Source organism: Acinetobacter sp. NIPH 542, from assembly GCF_000369825.1.
GTDB lineage: Bacteria > Pseudomonadota > Gammaproteobacteria > Pseudomonadales > Moraxellaceae > Acinetobacter > Acinetobacter oleivorans.
The window spans coordinates 375,810-391,206 of sequence record NZ_KB850206.1 but is presented as its reverse complement, the minus strand read 5'-3'; the positions used below and the strand labels follow the sequence as shown (position 1 = coordinate 391,206).

General features: G+C 37.7%; 15 protein-coding genes. 6 read left to right on the top strand and 9 right to left on the bottom strand.

Annotated features, from left to right (window positions below):
• Positions 1–38 precede the first annotated feature (38 nt).
• From ureC to F886_RS07435, 4 genes are all read right to left on the bottom strand, one after another.
• Positions 39–1,739, bottom strand: a complete 1,701-nt coding sequence (ureC, locus tag F886_RS07450) for an urease subunit alpha (protein ID WP_005303373.1) — start codon at positions 1,737–1,739, stop codon at positions 39–41.
• 37 nt (positions 1,740–1,776) lie between these two features.
• Positions 1,777–2,085, bottom strand: coding sequence for an urease subunit beta (locus F886_RS07445; protein ID WP_004793951.1), 309 nt, complete (start codon positions 2,083–2,085; stop codon positions 1,777–1,779).
• 11 nt (positions 2,086–2,096) lie between these two features.
• Positions 2,097–2,399 (bottom strand): urease subunit gamma, encoded by a 303-nt coding sequence (gene ureA, locus F886_RS07440; protein ID WP_002117495.1) that lies wholly within the window; start codon positions 2,397–2,399, stop codon positions 2,097–2,099.
• A 100-nt stretch (positions 2,400–2,499) separates the two neighbouring features.
• Positions 2,500–3,375, bottom strand: a complete 876-nt coding sequence (locus F886_RS07435; RefSeq protein ID WP_212749660.1) for an urease accessory protein UreD — start codon at positions 3,373–3,375, stop codon at positions 2,500–2,502.
• Between the two features lie 201 nt (positions 3,376–3,576).
• Here F886_RS07435 and F886_RS07430 point away from each other — a divergent pair, with 201 nt between their 5' ends.
• Positions 3,577–3,900, top strand: coding sequence for a hypothetical protein (locus F886_RS07430; protein ID WP_005042208.1), 324 nt, complete (start codon positions 3,577–3,579; stop codon positions 3,898–3,900).
• Between the two features lie 187 nt (positions 3,901–4,087).
• Complete coding sequence (locus tag F886_RS07425; protein WP_005303368.1) at positions 4,088–4,558, top strand: copper resistance protein NlpE; 471 nt, start codon at positions 4,088–4,090, stop codon at positions 4,556–4,558.
• A 58-nt stretch (positions 4,559–4,616) separates the two neighbouring features.
• Here the strand turns inward: F886_RS07425 and F886_RS07420 are convergent, their stop codons facing one another.
• Entirely contained in the window at positions 4,617–6,221 is a 1,605-nt protein-coding gene (locus F886_RS07420; RefSeq protein WP_005303365.1) for an isocitrate lyase, read from the bottom strand.
• 587 nt (positions 6,222–6,808) lie between these two features.
• Here F886_RS07420 and F886_RS07415 point away from each other — a divergent pair.
• The 3 genes from F886_RS07415 (at position 6,809) to F886_RS07405 (ending at position 11,142) form a co-directional block, all read left to right on the top strand.
• Complete coding sequence (locus F886_RS07415; RefSeq protein WP_004703082.1) at positions 6,809–7,798, top strand: LysR family transcriptional regulator; 990 nt, start codon at positions 6,809–6,811, stop codon at positions 7,796–7,798.
• Positions 7,799–7,910: 112 nt separating this feature from the next.
• Positions 7,911–9,236 (top strand): polyamine export protein PaeA, encoded by a 1,326-nt coding sequence (locus tag F886_RS07410; RefSeq protein WP_004793961.1) that lies wholly within the window; start codon positions 7,911–7,913, stop codon positions 9,234–9,236.
• Positions 9,237–9,804: 568 nt separating this feature from the next.
• Positions 9,805–11,142: a CitMHS family transporter gene (locus F886_RS07405; protein WP_004793962.1), complete on the top strand. Its 1,338-nt coding sequence runs from the start codon at positions 9,805–9,807 to the stop codon at positions 11,140–11,142.
• A 42-nt stretch (positions 11,143–11,184) separates the two neighbouring features.
• Here F886_RS07405 and F886_RS07400 read toward each other — a convergent pair whose 3' ends face one another.
• Entirely contained in the window at positions 11,185–11,697 is a 513-nt protein-coding gene (locus tag F886_RS07400; RefSeq protein ID WP_004793963.1) for a hypothetical protein, read from the bottom strand.
• A gap of 214 nt (positions 11,698–11,911) precedes the next feature.
• On the opposite strand from F886_RS07400, the gene F886_RS07395 reads away from it, so the two are divergent.
• A complete protein-coding gene (locus tag F886_RS07395) occupies positions 11,912–12,469 on the top strand; it encodes a DUF2239 family protein (protein ID WP_005303362.1) in 558 nt (185 codons plus the stop codon).
• Between the two features lie 51 nt (positions 12,470–12,520).
• On the opposite strand, the gene cysN is transcribed toward F886_RS07395, so the two are convergent.
• From cysN to F886_RS19710, 3 genes are read right to left on the bottom strand one after another with little or no spacing between them, the layout of a single operon-like run.
• A complete protein-coding gene (gene cysN / locus F886_RS07390; protein ID WP_005303361.1) occupies positions 12,521–14,134 on the bottom strand; it encodes a sulfate adenylyltransferase subunit CysN in 1,614 nt (537 codons plus the stop codon).
• A gap of 30 nt (positions 14,135–14,164) precedes the next feature.
• The gene (cysD, locus tag F886_RS07385; protein ID WP_000140408.1) at positions 14,165–15,073 is read right to left on the bottom strand and encodes a sulfate adenylyltransferase subunit CysD; all 909 of its coding nucleotides are present in this window, start codon (positions 15,071–15,073) and stop codon (positions 14,165–14,167) included.
• The gene (locus tag F886_RS19710) at positions 15,066–15,197 is read right to left on the bottom strand and encodes a hypothetical protein (protein ID WP_002117520.1); all 132 of its coding nucleotides are present in this window, start codon (positions 15,195–15,197) and stop codon (positions 15,066–15,068) included. The genes cysD and F886_RS19710 overlap by 8 nt, the downstream gene beginning before the upstream one ends.
• Positions 15,198–15,397: the final 200 nt, after the last annotated feature.

Genomic DNA, 15,397 nt, shown 5'->3' with positions numbered 1-15,397 from the left:
GTATAAATTAATGAGGTAATTCACCTCGACAAAACTCATCAGAATAAGAAATAACGCTGTGCCATGGGTAATACATCAGCAGGTTCACACGTTAATAACTCACCATCGGCCCGCACCTCGTAAGTTTCAGGGTGAACATGCATGACAGGGCAATATGTGTTGTGTTTCATGTCAGTTTTGCTAATTTCACGTGTGTTTTTACACGGACTAATTAACTTCTTCAGGTTTAATTTTTCAGCAACTTTTTCATCAATTGCTGCTTGAGATAAAAAGGTAATGCAAGTGTTATGAACACCACGTGGATAGGCACCAAACATTGGACGGTAATGCACTGGTTGAGGTGTCGGAATTGAAGCATTAATATCACCCATCGGTGCTGCTGCAATCATGCCGCCTTTAATAATCATCGAAGGTTTCACACCAAAAAAGGCTGGCTTCCATAACACTAAATCAGCAAGTTTCCCGACTTCAATCGAACCGATTTCATGGCTTAGACCATGTGTAATTGCTGGGTTAATCGTATATTTAGCAATGTAGCGTTTAACGCGATTGTTATCATGAAATTCATTGTCACCCTCTAAAGGACCACGTTGAATTTTCATTTTATGGGCAGTTTGCCAAGTACGTAAAATCACTTCACCTACACGCCCCATCGCCTGAGAGTCAGAAGACATCATGGCAATTGCACCTAAATCTTGCAAAATATCTTCAGCGGCAATGGTTTCACGGCGAATACGGCTTTCTGCAAAAGCAATATCTTCAGCAATTGCTGGGTCTAAATGATGGCAAACCATGAGCATATCTAAATGCTCATCAATGGTATTAATCGTATAAGGTCGCGTTGGATTAGTTGATGATGGCAATACGTTACTTTGCCCAATCGCTTTTAAAATGTCAGGTGCATGTCCACCGCCCGCACCTTCGGTATGGTAGGTATGAATCGTACGATTTTTAAATGCAGCTAAAGTTTCTTCTAAAAAACCGCTTTCATTTAAAGTATCTGTATGAATCGCCACCTGCACATCAAACTCGTCTGCCACACTCAAGCAGTTATCAATAGCTGCTGGTGTTGAACCCCAATCTTCATGCAGCTTTAAGCCAATTACTCCAGCTTTAATTTGCTCACGAATGGGGTCAGGTAAACTTAAATTCCCTTTGCCTAATAGACCAATATTCATAGGTAAATCATCAATTGCCTGTAACATGGTCGCAATATGCCAAGGCCCTGGAGTTACTGTCGTTGCCGAGGTTCCGGCTGCTGGTCCTGTACCACCACCGACCATGGTTGTTGTACCCGACATTAGCGCAGTTTCAACTTGTTGAGGACAAATCCAGTGAATGTGGGTATCAATACCACCTGCTGTTAGAATTTGTCCTTCACCCGCAATCACTTCTGTTGCAGCTCCTAAAGGAATCGTAATGTCTGGTTGAATATCCGGATTTCCAGCTTTTCCTATTTTCCAGATTCGGCCATTTTTTAAGCCCACGTCAGCTTTAACAATTCCCCACCAATCCACAATTAAAGCATTGGTAATGACCGTATCAGCAACTTCATCAGCTAAAAGCTGTGATTGCCCCATCCCATCACGAATAACTTTTCCGCCACCAAATTTAACTTCTTCACCATAAGTCGTTAAGTCTTGCTCAACTTCAATAAAGAGCTCTGTATCTGCCAAACGAATACGATCACCAACCGTTGGACCAAACATCTCAGCATATGCACGACGTGACATTTTCATAACTTATTACTCATCTCTTTCATTATCGTTGTTATGTTTAATCCAACTTGCCCATGACGCGGCCTGCGAAACCATAAACCTCTCGTTTACCGACCAAAGCAACAAGCTCCACTTCTCGAGTTTGCCCCGGTTCAAAACGAATTGCTGTGCCAGCAGCAATATTCAGTCGAAAACCTTTGGCTATTTCGCGATCAAACTGTAATGCATCATTTGCTTCATAAAAATGAAAATGGGAACCCACCTGAATAGGTCGATCACCAATGTTGGCAACTACAACTTTTAAAGTTTGTCGCCCAACATTCAGTTCAATATCAGCATCTGGAGTAATGATTTCACCGGGGATCATAAGCGTTCCTTTTATACGATTGGCTGATGGACTGTGACTAATTTCGAGCCATCTGGAAAAGTTGCCTCGACCTGAACCTCAGCAATCATTTCTGGCACACCATCCATCACATCTTCGCGCTTTAATAAGGTAGTGCCGTAATGCATCAAATCACTGACCGTCATACCGTCTCGTGCACCTTCAAGTAAAGCTGCTGAAATAAAAGCAATAGCTTCTGGATAATTCAGTTTCAATCCACGCGCTTTACGACGCTCAGCCACTAAACCTGCAGTAAAAATGAGTAACTTATCTTTTTCTGTTGGATTGAGTTCCATTTCTCTTTCCTAAATTGCATTTATATTGTTTAAGCAAAATACGTGCTCAAAAGTAGCATACTTGTTTTAACTGTTTTTTAAATACGCAATTTAACGTAACTTAAGTTTTCCAAATTCTTGGAAATTCTTCATCTAAATCAAACCAATAACGTCTTAATCTTGCTCGTATAGCCGCAAAAGCATCATGACAATGTCGGACATCAGTTCCTAGAAAACGGGCCGAAACCACATCATCCAATAATGTTAATGTGACAGGTGCTTGCATACGCATCATCAATTCTCGAATGAGTTCTAACTGCTGTTCTAAATAAAAAGCTGAGCGATACTTTTCGGGAGCGGCTGCCCAAAAGCTTCCCATTACGGCTTGATTATTCATACCCAAACATGAACTCAGCCAACGATCTTCTCCCTCAAAATACAATGTATCTGCAACCAATAACTTATGTTCTCGCCACAATTTAAACTGGTTGTGATAACTCCCTTGAATAAAGCGCTCCGCACGTGCCTGTCGCCCAAGCACCAACATATCCCAGCCAATAAAACTCGCAGCATGATCAAGATGAATATGAGTTTCTGAATGTGCTAAAGCTCCATCAAACAGCATCGTTTCTTGTGGAACCCACTCTAAAATGGACTGATCTTTCACATGCAAGTGAATATGTTGAAAAGCTTGCTTACCATTGGTTTTGTACCATTTCCCTGCGCCCGGAGTAGTTACTACCGCATGGGCTTGATCTTTGGTTTCAATTTCAAACGTCAGATGATCTCCTCCTGCAATTCCTGCTGGAGGATGAACAATAATGGCATGACATATACCCGTTCTTTCAGGCCAGAGCATTTTTTGCACCCTAACAGGGCCATGATGCTTCCTATGACTCATTATGGTGCGTGAATTTTCAAAACAAAATCCGAGCTCTAATCGCGCATACCAAAATGGTGCTAAAGAATTTTTTGAAAACGTTTGTACCTGATTCATTCTGGTTCATATGTTCAAAATAAGTGCTTAAAGTTATAAGCAAAATACGCACCAAATATGAAAATAAGTCAACTGATAAAATTAGATACAATTTTTCGATTTTAATGAGTTAAAAAATCATCAATGTCTAACATAAAACCACAGTAACTTATGGAATTGTTTATACAATAGCGCCCACCGTTGCTTCCATACTTGCTCTCCATGAAACTTTTTTTCGTGTTAACCCCACTTGTCTTTTTAACTGGGTGTATTTTTGGCCAATCTAGTGAGGTCAAACGTGCAGAAAAGATCCTGCACAATTTCGAATGTAAAAATGTTGAGACAAGCCAGCTTGCAACAAGCTCGATTAATTCTTATTACCAGCAATCTTTAGCAGTAAGCAAAGAAAAAGCAACTTCATACGTAGAAAGCTACAAAAATGGTGAAGAATTATTCGACATGCCGCTAGATGAAGTTTTAAAGCAACAATATCAACTTTATAAGTCAGCATGTGACTCTCTAGGGGGAGTTTCAGCGCAACCGTAATTTATAAGGTATTCATTAAATCGTTTTAGTGAATACCTGCTTTTTATTTTTGTTTTAATAATTATTCCAAAATTTACTCACTTTACCTTTTGTTAAAATTAAATTACATACTTAAACTTTTATTAAGCTCTCATATTTCATAGCCTGTTATTTGCTTTTTTATTTATTTTCCGAGGTTTAGATCATCATGAAAAAAACATTATTATCAGTTGCACTTGTAAGTGCCCTTCTTGTTGCTTGTAGCAAAAACGAAAATAAAGCCGATACAACGACACAAGCCTCTGCTCCAGCTCAAACCACTGAAGCGAATAACAATGCAGTAGATACTGCTCATACAGCTGAAAACTCACTAGATTGGAATGGCACATATAAAGGCACTCTTCCATGTGCAGACTGTGAAGGCATCAAAACTGATTTAGAGTTAAAAGATGATAAAACTTATGAATTGACTGAAACTTATCTTGGTAAAGGTGATAAGAAACCATTTGAAACCCATGGTACATTTACTTTTGACAAAGATAATACTTCAGTCATTACGTTAGATGATAAAGGACAAAACCGTAAATTCTTTATTGGTGAAAATACGGCAACTGCTTTAGATATGGAAGGTAAGAAAATTGAAGGCTCTTTAGCTGAGCATTATGTTTTGAAAAAATAATTATTTTTAATATAAAAAAACCCGCTCATGTGAGCGGGTTTTCTTTTGAAATCAATTCTTAGTGAGCTGCGAATTGGTTCATTGTGTTTTTAGCATCATCATGTGCTTTAAGAGCGTTATCACCAGAGAAGATTTCTTTGTGATCATCACCGATGTCAGAACCCGCCATTGCTTGGTGTTTAACACAAGCGATACCACCACGGATTTCTTTACGTTGTACGCCAGCAACATAAGCCAACATACCTTCAGAACCGAAGTAACCTTGTGCAAGCTCATGTGTAGAAAGAGCAGCAGTATGGTAAGTCGGAAGTGTGATCAAGTGATGGAACACACCCGCTTCACGAGAAGCATCTGCTTGGAATGTACGGATCTTAGCGTCTGCATCAGCAGCTAATTCAGTATTATCATATTCAGCGCTCATTAATTTAGCACGGTCATATGCAGAAACGTCTTTACCTTCAGCAACCCAACGGTCGTAAGCTTGTTGACGGAAGTTTAAAGTCCAGTTGAATGATGGGCTGTTGTTATAAACAAGCTTAGCATTTGGAACAACTTCTTTAACACGGTTAACCATGTGTGCAATTTCTTCTACGTTTGGAGTCGCAGTTTCGATCCAAAGAAGGTCAGCACCGTTTTGAAGGCTAGATACACAGTCAAGTACAACACGGTCAATTTGTGTGTCAGCACGGAACTGATATAAACCAGAAGCTAAACGCTTAGGACGGTGTAATTTACCATTACGCTTGATCAAGATTTCGTCTTCTTGAGCATCAGCAATGTCAATTTCAACAGTATCTAAGTAGCTGATGTATTGAGATGCGATATCGCCTGGCTCTTTAACCACTGGGATTTTTTGAGTCAAGTCAGCGCCTTCAGAGTCAGTACGCGCAACGATAATACCGTCATCAAGACCCATCTCTAAGAATGCATAACGTAATGCATGGATTTTAGCGATGAAATCTTCGTGTGGAACAGTTACTTTACCAGCTTGGTGACCACATTGTTTAGCATCAGATACTTGGTTTTCGATTTGAAGCGCACAAGCACCAGCTTCGATCATTTTACGAGCAAGTAAGTAAGTTGCTTCTTCGTTACCAAAACCAGCATCGATGTCAGCAATAATTGGCACAATGTGAGTTTGGAAGCCGTCGATTTGAGCAGTGATTTCAGCAGCTTTAGCAGTATCACCCGCTTCGTTTGCTTTTTTAAGCGCACGGAATAAATCGTTTAATTCTTTTGCGTCAGCTTGACGTAAGAAAGTGTAGATTTCTTCGATTAATGCAGGTACTGAAGTTTTTTCGTGCATAGATTGGTCAGGAAGTGGACCAAATTCTGAACGAAGAGCAGCAACCATCCAACCAGAAAGGTAGATATAGCGACGTTCAGTAGTACCAAAGTATTTTTTGTTCGCAATCATTTTTTGTTGTGCGATAAAACCGTGCCAGCAACCTAATGATTGAGTATATTTGCTAGAGTCAGCATCATAAGCAGCCATATCACGACGCATAATCGCAGCTGTATATTTAGCAATATCTAAACCAGTTTTGAATTGGTTTTGCATTTGCATACGTGCAGCATCTTCTGGGCTAATATCGCGCCAAGTGCTACCGAATTTTGCTTTTAGTTCGCGGATTGCATCAATCGCTGTTTGATATGTAGTCATGATATTGTCCTGTATTCATTTTAGGATTTCATCGATTGAAGCCTAGAGTCATTTACTTAAATTTCTTATGACACCAGCTGCTTCGTCATGAACACAGCTTAGACTTAGCCAATCAATTAATCCAATATCCTTTATTAATCTTCAGTATTTATTTAAAAAATATACCGATAAATCGATATTATAGATAAAACCAAAAACATTAACACTTTGTTTATAAAAATAAAATTATTCTAAAGGAGTATAGAGTTTTATTCTAAAAACCTAGTAAGTCTTATTTTTATACAATTTTTGAAGTTTTTCCAGCCATTTTTAATTTAAAAAGTCAATTGTAAATTAGGCTATTTTTGCCAATGTAAAAAGTCAATTTACATGCTAAAAAGTAGTAAGTTATATATAAATATATTCTATTTATCTCCTTCATACTTAAAAACGTAGCAAAGACAATAAAATCGAGCCTTTGAAGTACCTCTCACCCCTACTTAATTCCTACAAAAAATGTCGTTTTTCTCATCATTTTTTCACACAATAGTTATTAGATATGGCATAATTTGAAACAATTTCAGGGTTTTATTTTCGGTATTTTTTTTATGAATCTGGAGCGAGTAGATCTTAATCTATTAATATATCTTGATGTACTTCTTCGTGAAAAAAATGTTACACGCGCAGCCGAACAGCTTGGGGTAACTCAGCCTGCAATGAGTAATATTTTACGTCGTTTGCGTAATTTATTTAATGACCCTCTTCTTATCCGCTCGTCCGAAGGCATGACTCCAACAGAACGCGCACTTGAATTACAGCCTCGTATTCGTGATGCCCTTTCTGATCTCTCCATGATTTTGGAACCCCGTACCGAATTCCGCCCTTATACAAGTAATCGCGTTTTCCGCATTATGACATCTGACTATGCTGAGGCAACTTTAGTTCCTCGTCTTGTCAAAGCGCTCCGCTCTGAAGCTCCAAATGTTGTTCTTGATTTTCTTACACCGAGTGATGTGTCTTATAGAGATATGGAACAAGGTAAAGTTGATCTTGCAATTAATAGATTTAATGAAATACCGCAAAGTTTCCATCAGGTTTTAGTTTGGCGTGATAGTTTCAGTTGTATTCTGAACGACAAACACCCTGCCGTGACTCATTTAAATTTAAAAAGCTATTTAGATGCACAACATATCTGGGTTTCTAAAACAGGTATGGGTGTAGGTTTTGGTGTAAACCCTGATAAACAAGGTGGTTTAGGCTGGATTGATCAAGCATTAGAACGTATTGGTCAACGTCGTAAAATTTCTGTATTTACTCGCCACTACCAAATGCCTGCATTACTTGCTCAAAATGTAGATCTTATTGCTACATTACCAACACGCATGGCACGCCTACAAACACAGAACCCTAAACTAGTTATAAAGGATCCTCCTTTTTATATTCCAGAGTTCGAACTTAAAATGGCTTGGTGTCCGTTGTTACATCATCACCCTGCTCATCGCTGGCTGCGCCAACTTATCTTATTTGTTGCTCGTCAAATGATTGAAGAAGAAAACCGTGAATTTCTAACCAATAATTCACAATTTTCTCACTATTAAATAAATTTTAATTTAATTGTCCTATCTTCAAGCGCTGAGCAATCAATCTGATTACCTCAGCGCTTTTTTATGTTAAAACATAGTCATAATAATGATGAATCTCAGGTGATTTGTGAGTCTCTTTCAAAATATCATTATCATCGTACTGCTTATCATCGGAGCAGGCTTTTTATCTTTAACTGAAATTGCACTAGCAGGTGCCCGAAAAGTTAAGCTAAAAATTCTAGCCGAAGCGGGTGAAGAACGCGCCCAACAAGTACTAGATTTACAAGAACAATCTGCTGACTTTTTTGCAGCCTCTCAAATTGGTCTAAATGCAGTTGCGATTTTAGGCGGTATTTTGGGTGAAGCTGCTTTTCGTCCTTATTTCGTCACTTTAGTGGACCGCTTTTACACAGGCCCTTGGACACAAACGATCGGTTTTGCCCTTTCCTTTACCCTAGTGACCTCACTCTTTATTTTATTTGCCGATCTTATGCCAAAACGTTTGGCTATGATTGCACCTGAAAAAATTGCAATTAGTGTTATTAACCCAATTCAGGTTTTTATTAAGATTTGCAAACCTTTAGCTTGGGGAATTAATGCTATTGCCAACCTGCTATTCCGTTTGTTTAAAGTAAATACAACACGAGAAGACAATATTACTTTTGATGATATTTCAGCAGTAATGGATGCAGGTGCTCAAGCAGGCGTACTTCAAAAACAAGAACACCACTTTATCGAGAATGTTTTTGAATTAGAAGAACGTAACGTACCTTCGAGCATGACTACACGTGAAAATGTTGTTTATTTCACTTTAAATGAACATGAAGATAGCATTCGTCAAAAATTAGCAGAGTATCCGTATTCAAAATTTTTGGTATGTAATGAAAATATTGATCAAGTCATTGGTTATGTCGATGCCAAAGACTTTCTTGTTCGCATTTTAAACAACCAATCCCCAACTCAATTGAATGAATCAACCATTCGTACTGTCTTGATGATTCCTGACACCCTAACCCTATCGGAATTACTTGATCGTTTTCGTTCTACAAAAGAAAAATTTGCGGTTGTGATAAACGAATATGCGCTTGTCGTAGGTGTTATTACTTTAAGCGATATTATGATTACGGTTATGGGCGACTGGGTAACACCAATTGATGAAGAGCAACAAATCATTAAGCGTGATAATAACTCATGGTTAATTGATGGCAGTACACCAATTGATGACTTAAGACACGCACTTGAAATTGATGAAATGCCTGATGAGGAAAATTATGAAACTTTAGCAGGCTTCATGATGTACCGCCTACGCAAAATTCCACGTCCAGCAGATTTTGTAGAATTCGGTGGATACAAGTTTGAAGTAGTCGATGTCGATCATTTTAAAATTGACCAACTTCTTGTAACTCGAATTTTAGAGCAAACCGAAGTACATTCATCTATTGATGACAATTAATTTATATTAATTTAAATACCTCACCATTTTATGTGGGGTATTTTTTTAATCTAAATAAATTTTTCAAATATGTGTAATAATTATTTTAGATTCATAAATTCAAGTTGCTCTTTTAATCTAAAAGCAATATTATTTAAATCATCATTTATATTAAATCTTAAATACTGAAAAATAATAGAATAATCCATATATCTCAATTACCACTAAGCAGTTAAGTCTCAATTACATTACCTCAAAACTTATGGAACTTAGCTCAAAGCAAGTCTTTAAATGGTTCTTCTTCTCATTTCCCCCATCAAACCACATATAATTTAAAAAAATATCATATAATTTTTATTTTTATAAAACCTTTATAATCTATTATAATGAATCACATTTATTATAAGCTTACTATAATCTTAATATATATGTTCAGTATTTCGCCTAAATATACCTCTCCAACTGAATATATATTAACCAAATAAACTAAATATATTATTTGTCTTTTTAATAAAAATTAATAAGAATAACCAAGGTCAGAGTTTTGAATAAACTTGTTCAGTAAAACTATAGGCAAAGGATTGATTGTATGCTGACATTACTTGGTGTTGGCATGATTTTGTGCTTCATGTACTTAATCATGTCCAAACGTTTAAGCCCTATTATTGCTTTAATTCTCATCCCATTTATTTTTTCTCTTGTTGCCTGGGGCCTAGGTCACTACTTTGAAAGTTTAAGTCACATTGAACTCAAAGGTCTCAGTGAGATGATGCTGGATGGCATCAAAAAATTAGCGCCAACTGGCGTAATGCTTTTATTCGCAATTTTATATTTTGCCTTAATGATCGATGCAGGTCTTTTCGATCCACCGGTTAAATGGATTTTAAAAAAGGTTAAAGGTGATCCTCTCAAAATCACACTAGGAACTGTGTTCTTAACCACAATGGTTTCTTTAGATGGCGATGGTTCAACAACCTATATGATTTGTGTAGCTGCAATGCTGCCACTTTATCAACGCTTAGGAATGAATACACTTATCATGACTGCACTTATGCTGTTATGTAGTGGTGTAATGAACCTAACACCATGGGGCGGCCCTACAGCTCGTGCTGCAAGTGCCCTGCAAGTTGACCCAAGCCACATTTTCGTACCAATGATTATCCCAATGGTCATTAGTATTGGTTGGTTATTCTTCTTGGCATACTTATATGGTCGTTACGAGCAAAAACGTTTAGGCGTTATTGAACTTGAAACTCACCATGGTGACAACATTACCGTATCGAAAGATCCTGAAGCGACTCGCCCACATTTACGTAAAGTAAATATGGTGCTCACAATCCTTCTTATGATTGCTTTGATCAAAGGCATTCTACCTATGTCTGTGTTGTTCATGATAGCGTTCTGTATTGCAATGCTCATTAACTACCCAGATGTTGATATGCAGAAAAAACGCATTGCAATGCATGCAGACAGTGTCTTAGCTGTTGTGGGCTTAATTTTCGCAGCGGGTATTTTCACAGGTATTTTATCTGGCACAGGTATGGTTGAGGCGATGTCTAAAGAATTCGTCGCAATGATTCCTCCAAGCATGGGTCCATACCTTGCACCGATCACAGCTTTAGTGAGTATGCCTTTGACATTCTTTATGTCAAATGATGCATTCTTCTATGGCGTTTTACCTATTCTTGCTGAAGCTGCTTCACATTATGGTATTAGTGCAGAAGCGATTGCTCGCGCTTCGATCGTAGGTCAACCTGTACACTTGCTATCACCTCTTGTTCCATCAACCTATTTGTTATGTGGTCTTGCTAAAGTCGATTTTGCCGACCATCAAAAGTTCACTTTAAAGTGGGCATTCATAACTTGTATGGTATTAATGGGTACTGCTTTAGTAATTGGTGTTTTCCCACTCTTTAGTACGCTTTAATTATTCATATGCAATAAAAAAGCCCCAATCGGGGCTTTTTTTTTATTTCTGTACATATTCAATTAAGTGATCTAACACAATTTGAAAATGCAATGTAATGTCTTCTTCTAAAATTTTATAAGCATTATCAAACTGAACCATTGGCCAACCTTCTTTCCAAAATGGAAAAATATTGTGTAGACCTTCAGTCACAATCGCGTCTTCACGACTAATCGCTTGAGCAACTTGAGCTAAAACCTGAGCGGTTTCTGCACCATCAATAGCTAAATAATCAATACCACGTGCTTTAAAAATACGGATACGGTCTTTTTTATAACGAATCTTTTTCGCCTGACCTGAATTCAAGCCTAATGCCAGCGTGGCAGCTTCTACAAACTTTTCTTCAAAGTTTGCATTCAACGCAACTAAAGCCTGTTTATGTGCTTCTTGACGCCCAGCTTTCCCCCCATTACGGATAATCTCATTTGCTTCCGTATCCAGCTTATCTTTTTTCATAGACTGTAAAATGTCTAAAATTTCGATATCGCTTAAAGATTCAGGAGATTGCTCAATCATGGGAGTCCTAATACACAAAAATAAAAAAAACATTGTCTCATAAAAGCGATATCAAAGCAGAGTAAAATTTTAAATAGCCTATTATCTTGACTATTTTTATAGTCCTAACTTCATAGACAACACTCATAAAATCAAATAATTCTTTGGTTATAAAATTAATTATTTGCCAAAATAATTTTACCCAGGTAATATTATTTTACCCAGATAAAAATATATGGCTAAAATGAATACTAAAATCACCTATACTGCTTTCACTGGAAGCACGCTTATTGCAAGCGACTCCCTAGTTGAACTTGCAAAAAAACTCAAAGATCTTCCGAAAATAACGGAAAATATTCTGATTTTTAATGATCAAACAGGTCAACAAATTGATCTTGATCTTTCTGGTTCGGAACAAGAATTTCAACAACGTTATGCTGAACCGGAAGAAATTAAAAAAGTTGGACGACCTAAACTCGGAGTAATTTCTCGTGAAATCACTTTACAGAAAAAACATTGGGATTGGTTAGATCAACAAAGTGCGAGTGCATCAGCAATAATTCGTAAGTTAATTGATAAAGAGTTAAATAACCCAAATTCTGAAGGTAATATTATGCTCGCTAAACAAGCCATCGACCGTTTTATGTCTGCCATGTTGGGTAATATGCCAAATTACGAAGAAGCAACACGCGCCTTATATCAAGGCGATCGAGATATATTTTTAAAGATGATTCAGAGCTATCCTAAAGATTTAAGAGAATATTTAACTTTAAAAACTCAAAATATTTTCTGAACCCAATAAAAAACCCGCTTACGCGGGTTTTTTCAAAATCAATTCAATCTATTAAAGACGGACTAATTCCACAACTTTTTCAGCTGCCTCTTCAACAGTTTCAGCAGTAACTTCTGTATCAGTACCATCCACAGCCGTAGTGATAACCACAACACCTGTCTCACGCAATAAAGTAATTTGCTCAGCAGTTAAATTAGCTTTTGCAATCGCAACTACACCTTGTTGGATCAATAAGCTTTCTAAAACTTGAGCTTTCTCGATTAACTGTGCAGAAATCCCAATCACCGCAGGTTTTTGACCTAAACGCGCAGCACGATCTTCAGCAGTAACAGGATTGCTATGTGCAGTCCACTCTACCGCAGACTCAACCATACCCGCACCAACCGTTACATTGCTTAAACGATCAATGAAAATAAATGAACCTGTGTATCGTGAATCTTGATATTGGTCAAATACGACTGGTGCATCAAATTCAACAACAACATCTGCAATTGCATTTAATTCAAGCTCTTCAACCTGAGTATGCTCAAGCGTATTCACATTCACACGATAGTGAATATTAGTTACTTTGGCAGGAACAGTTTGTGTACCAATCTTAACGTTGTACAACTTGCCTTTCACTAGTGGATGTTCATTCATCCAGACTACTGAAGCACGAACACTGCGAGAAATTAATGGTTGTTCGCCTGCACGTACTAATACGTTACCACGGCTAATATCAATTTCATCATTCAACGTTAATGTAACCGCTTGACCTGCAACAGCTTGGTCCAGATTTCCATCGAATGTTACGATTTCTTTAACTGTTGAACGCTTACCTGATGGTAATGCAAGAATTTCATCACCAACATTGATTTCACCTAAAGCAACAGTACCAGCAAAACCACGGAAATCGAGGTTTGGACGGTTCACATATTGAACAGGGAAACGGAATTCGTGTTTGTTTGATTCACGACTAATTTCCACAGATTCAAGAATGCTCATCAAGGTTTGACCCTTGTACCAAGCAGTATGCTCAGAAACATTTACTACGTTATCGCCATTTAAAGCAGAAATCGGTACAAACTGAATATTAGCTGGACGACGGTCACCCAATTGGCTTACGAAAGCATCATATTCAATCTGAATTTCAGTGAAGCGTTCAGGAGAGTACTCAACCAAGTCCATTTTATTGATAGCAACAACGATATTTTTAATACCAAGTAAACTAGCAATAAACGTATGGCGACGAGTTTGAGTTTGCACACCATAACGCGCATCAATCAAGATAATTGCAAGATCAGCAGTTGACGCTCCAGTTGCCATGTTACGGGTATATTGCTCATGTCCTGGGGTATCAGCAATAATAAACTTACGTTTTTCAGTTGAGAAATAGCGGTAAGCCACATCAATGGTAATACCTTGCTCACGCTCAGCTTGTAAGCCATCTACAAGTAATGCCAAGTCTGGTGCATCACCCGTGGTTCCTACTTTTTTACTATCGCGCGTTACAGCTTGCAATTGATCTTCATAAATCAATTTTGAATCGTAGAGTAAACGTCCAATAAGTGTACTTTTACCATCATCTACGTTACCGCAAGTCAAAAAACGCAGAAGGTCTTTTTGTTCATGTTGCTTTAAATAGGCCAAGATATCTTGACTGATTAATTCTGATTGATGAGACATTGCTCAAACTCCACAAATTTAGAAATTGTCTTAGAAATAGCCTTCTTGCTTTTTCTTTTCCATTGAGCCCGCTTCATCATGGTCAATCATACGACCTTGACGCTCAGAACTCGTGGCTAAAAGCATCTCTTGGATAATTTCAGGTAACGTATCTGCTTCAGACTCAACTGCACCAGTTAATGGATAACAGCCAAGCGTACGGAAACGTACAGACTTCATCTGTGGAACTTCACCTTCTTTTAAACGCATACGTTCATCATCAACCATGATTAATGTACCGCTACGCTCTACTACTGGACGAACAGCAGAGAAATAAAGAGGAACGATTTGAATATTTTCTAAATAGATATATTGCCAGATATCCAACTCAGTCCAGTTAGATAAAGGGAATACACGAATACTTTCACCTTTGTTCACTTTACCATTGTAAAGATTCCAAAGTTCAGGACGCTGGTTTTTAGGATCCCAACGGTGTTTACTATCACGGAATGAATAAACACGTTCTTTCGCTCGTGATTTTTCTTCATCACGACGCGCACCACCAAAAGCAGCATCAAATTGATATTTATCCAAAGCCTGTTTTAAAGCTTGGGTTTTCATAATATCTGTATATTTTGAACTACCATGATCGAATGGATTAATTCCAGCTTCACGACCTTCTTTGTTCTGATGAACGATTAAATCAAAGCCATGCGTTTTTGCCATGTTATCGCGAAACGCGATCATGTCTTTAAACTTCCAACCTGTATCTACATGCAATAAAGGAAATGGAAGTTTCGCTGGATAAAATGCTTTTAATGCAAGGTGAAGCATTACCGCAGAGTCTTTACCAATTGAGTAAAGCATGACTGGATTTTCAAATTCAGCAGCAACTTCACGGATAATATGAATGCTTTCAGCTTCAAGTTGCTTGAGATGTGTGAGTCTTGATTCAGTCATGAACACGTCCTTCTCTATCCATTTTGCCCATAAAATCTAGAAGTAGTATTAAACCACCACCTAGAAGACCATGTGGAGGAACGAGTGCCATAACAACTCCAATTTTTCGTGATAGATAATCCAACCACAAGCCTTTATATGGCTTATAGCATTAGTTATGCATTATAGTGATTTAAAACCGATTCCTTTTGCTTGTTTTTTCATATTGATATTCGATTTCATCATATACATGTAATATGCTGATTCACTTGCGTAACTTTGCAATCGTAGCTTGTGTAGCCAACTTAAGCAAATCATGTTCTAGTCTTTAGATTTCTCTAAAAA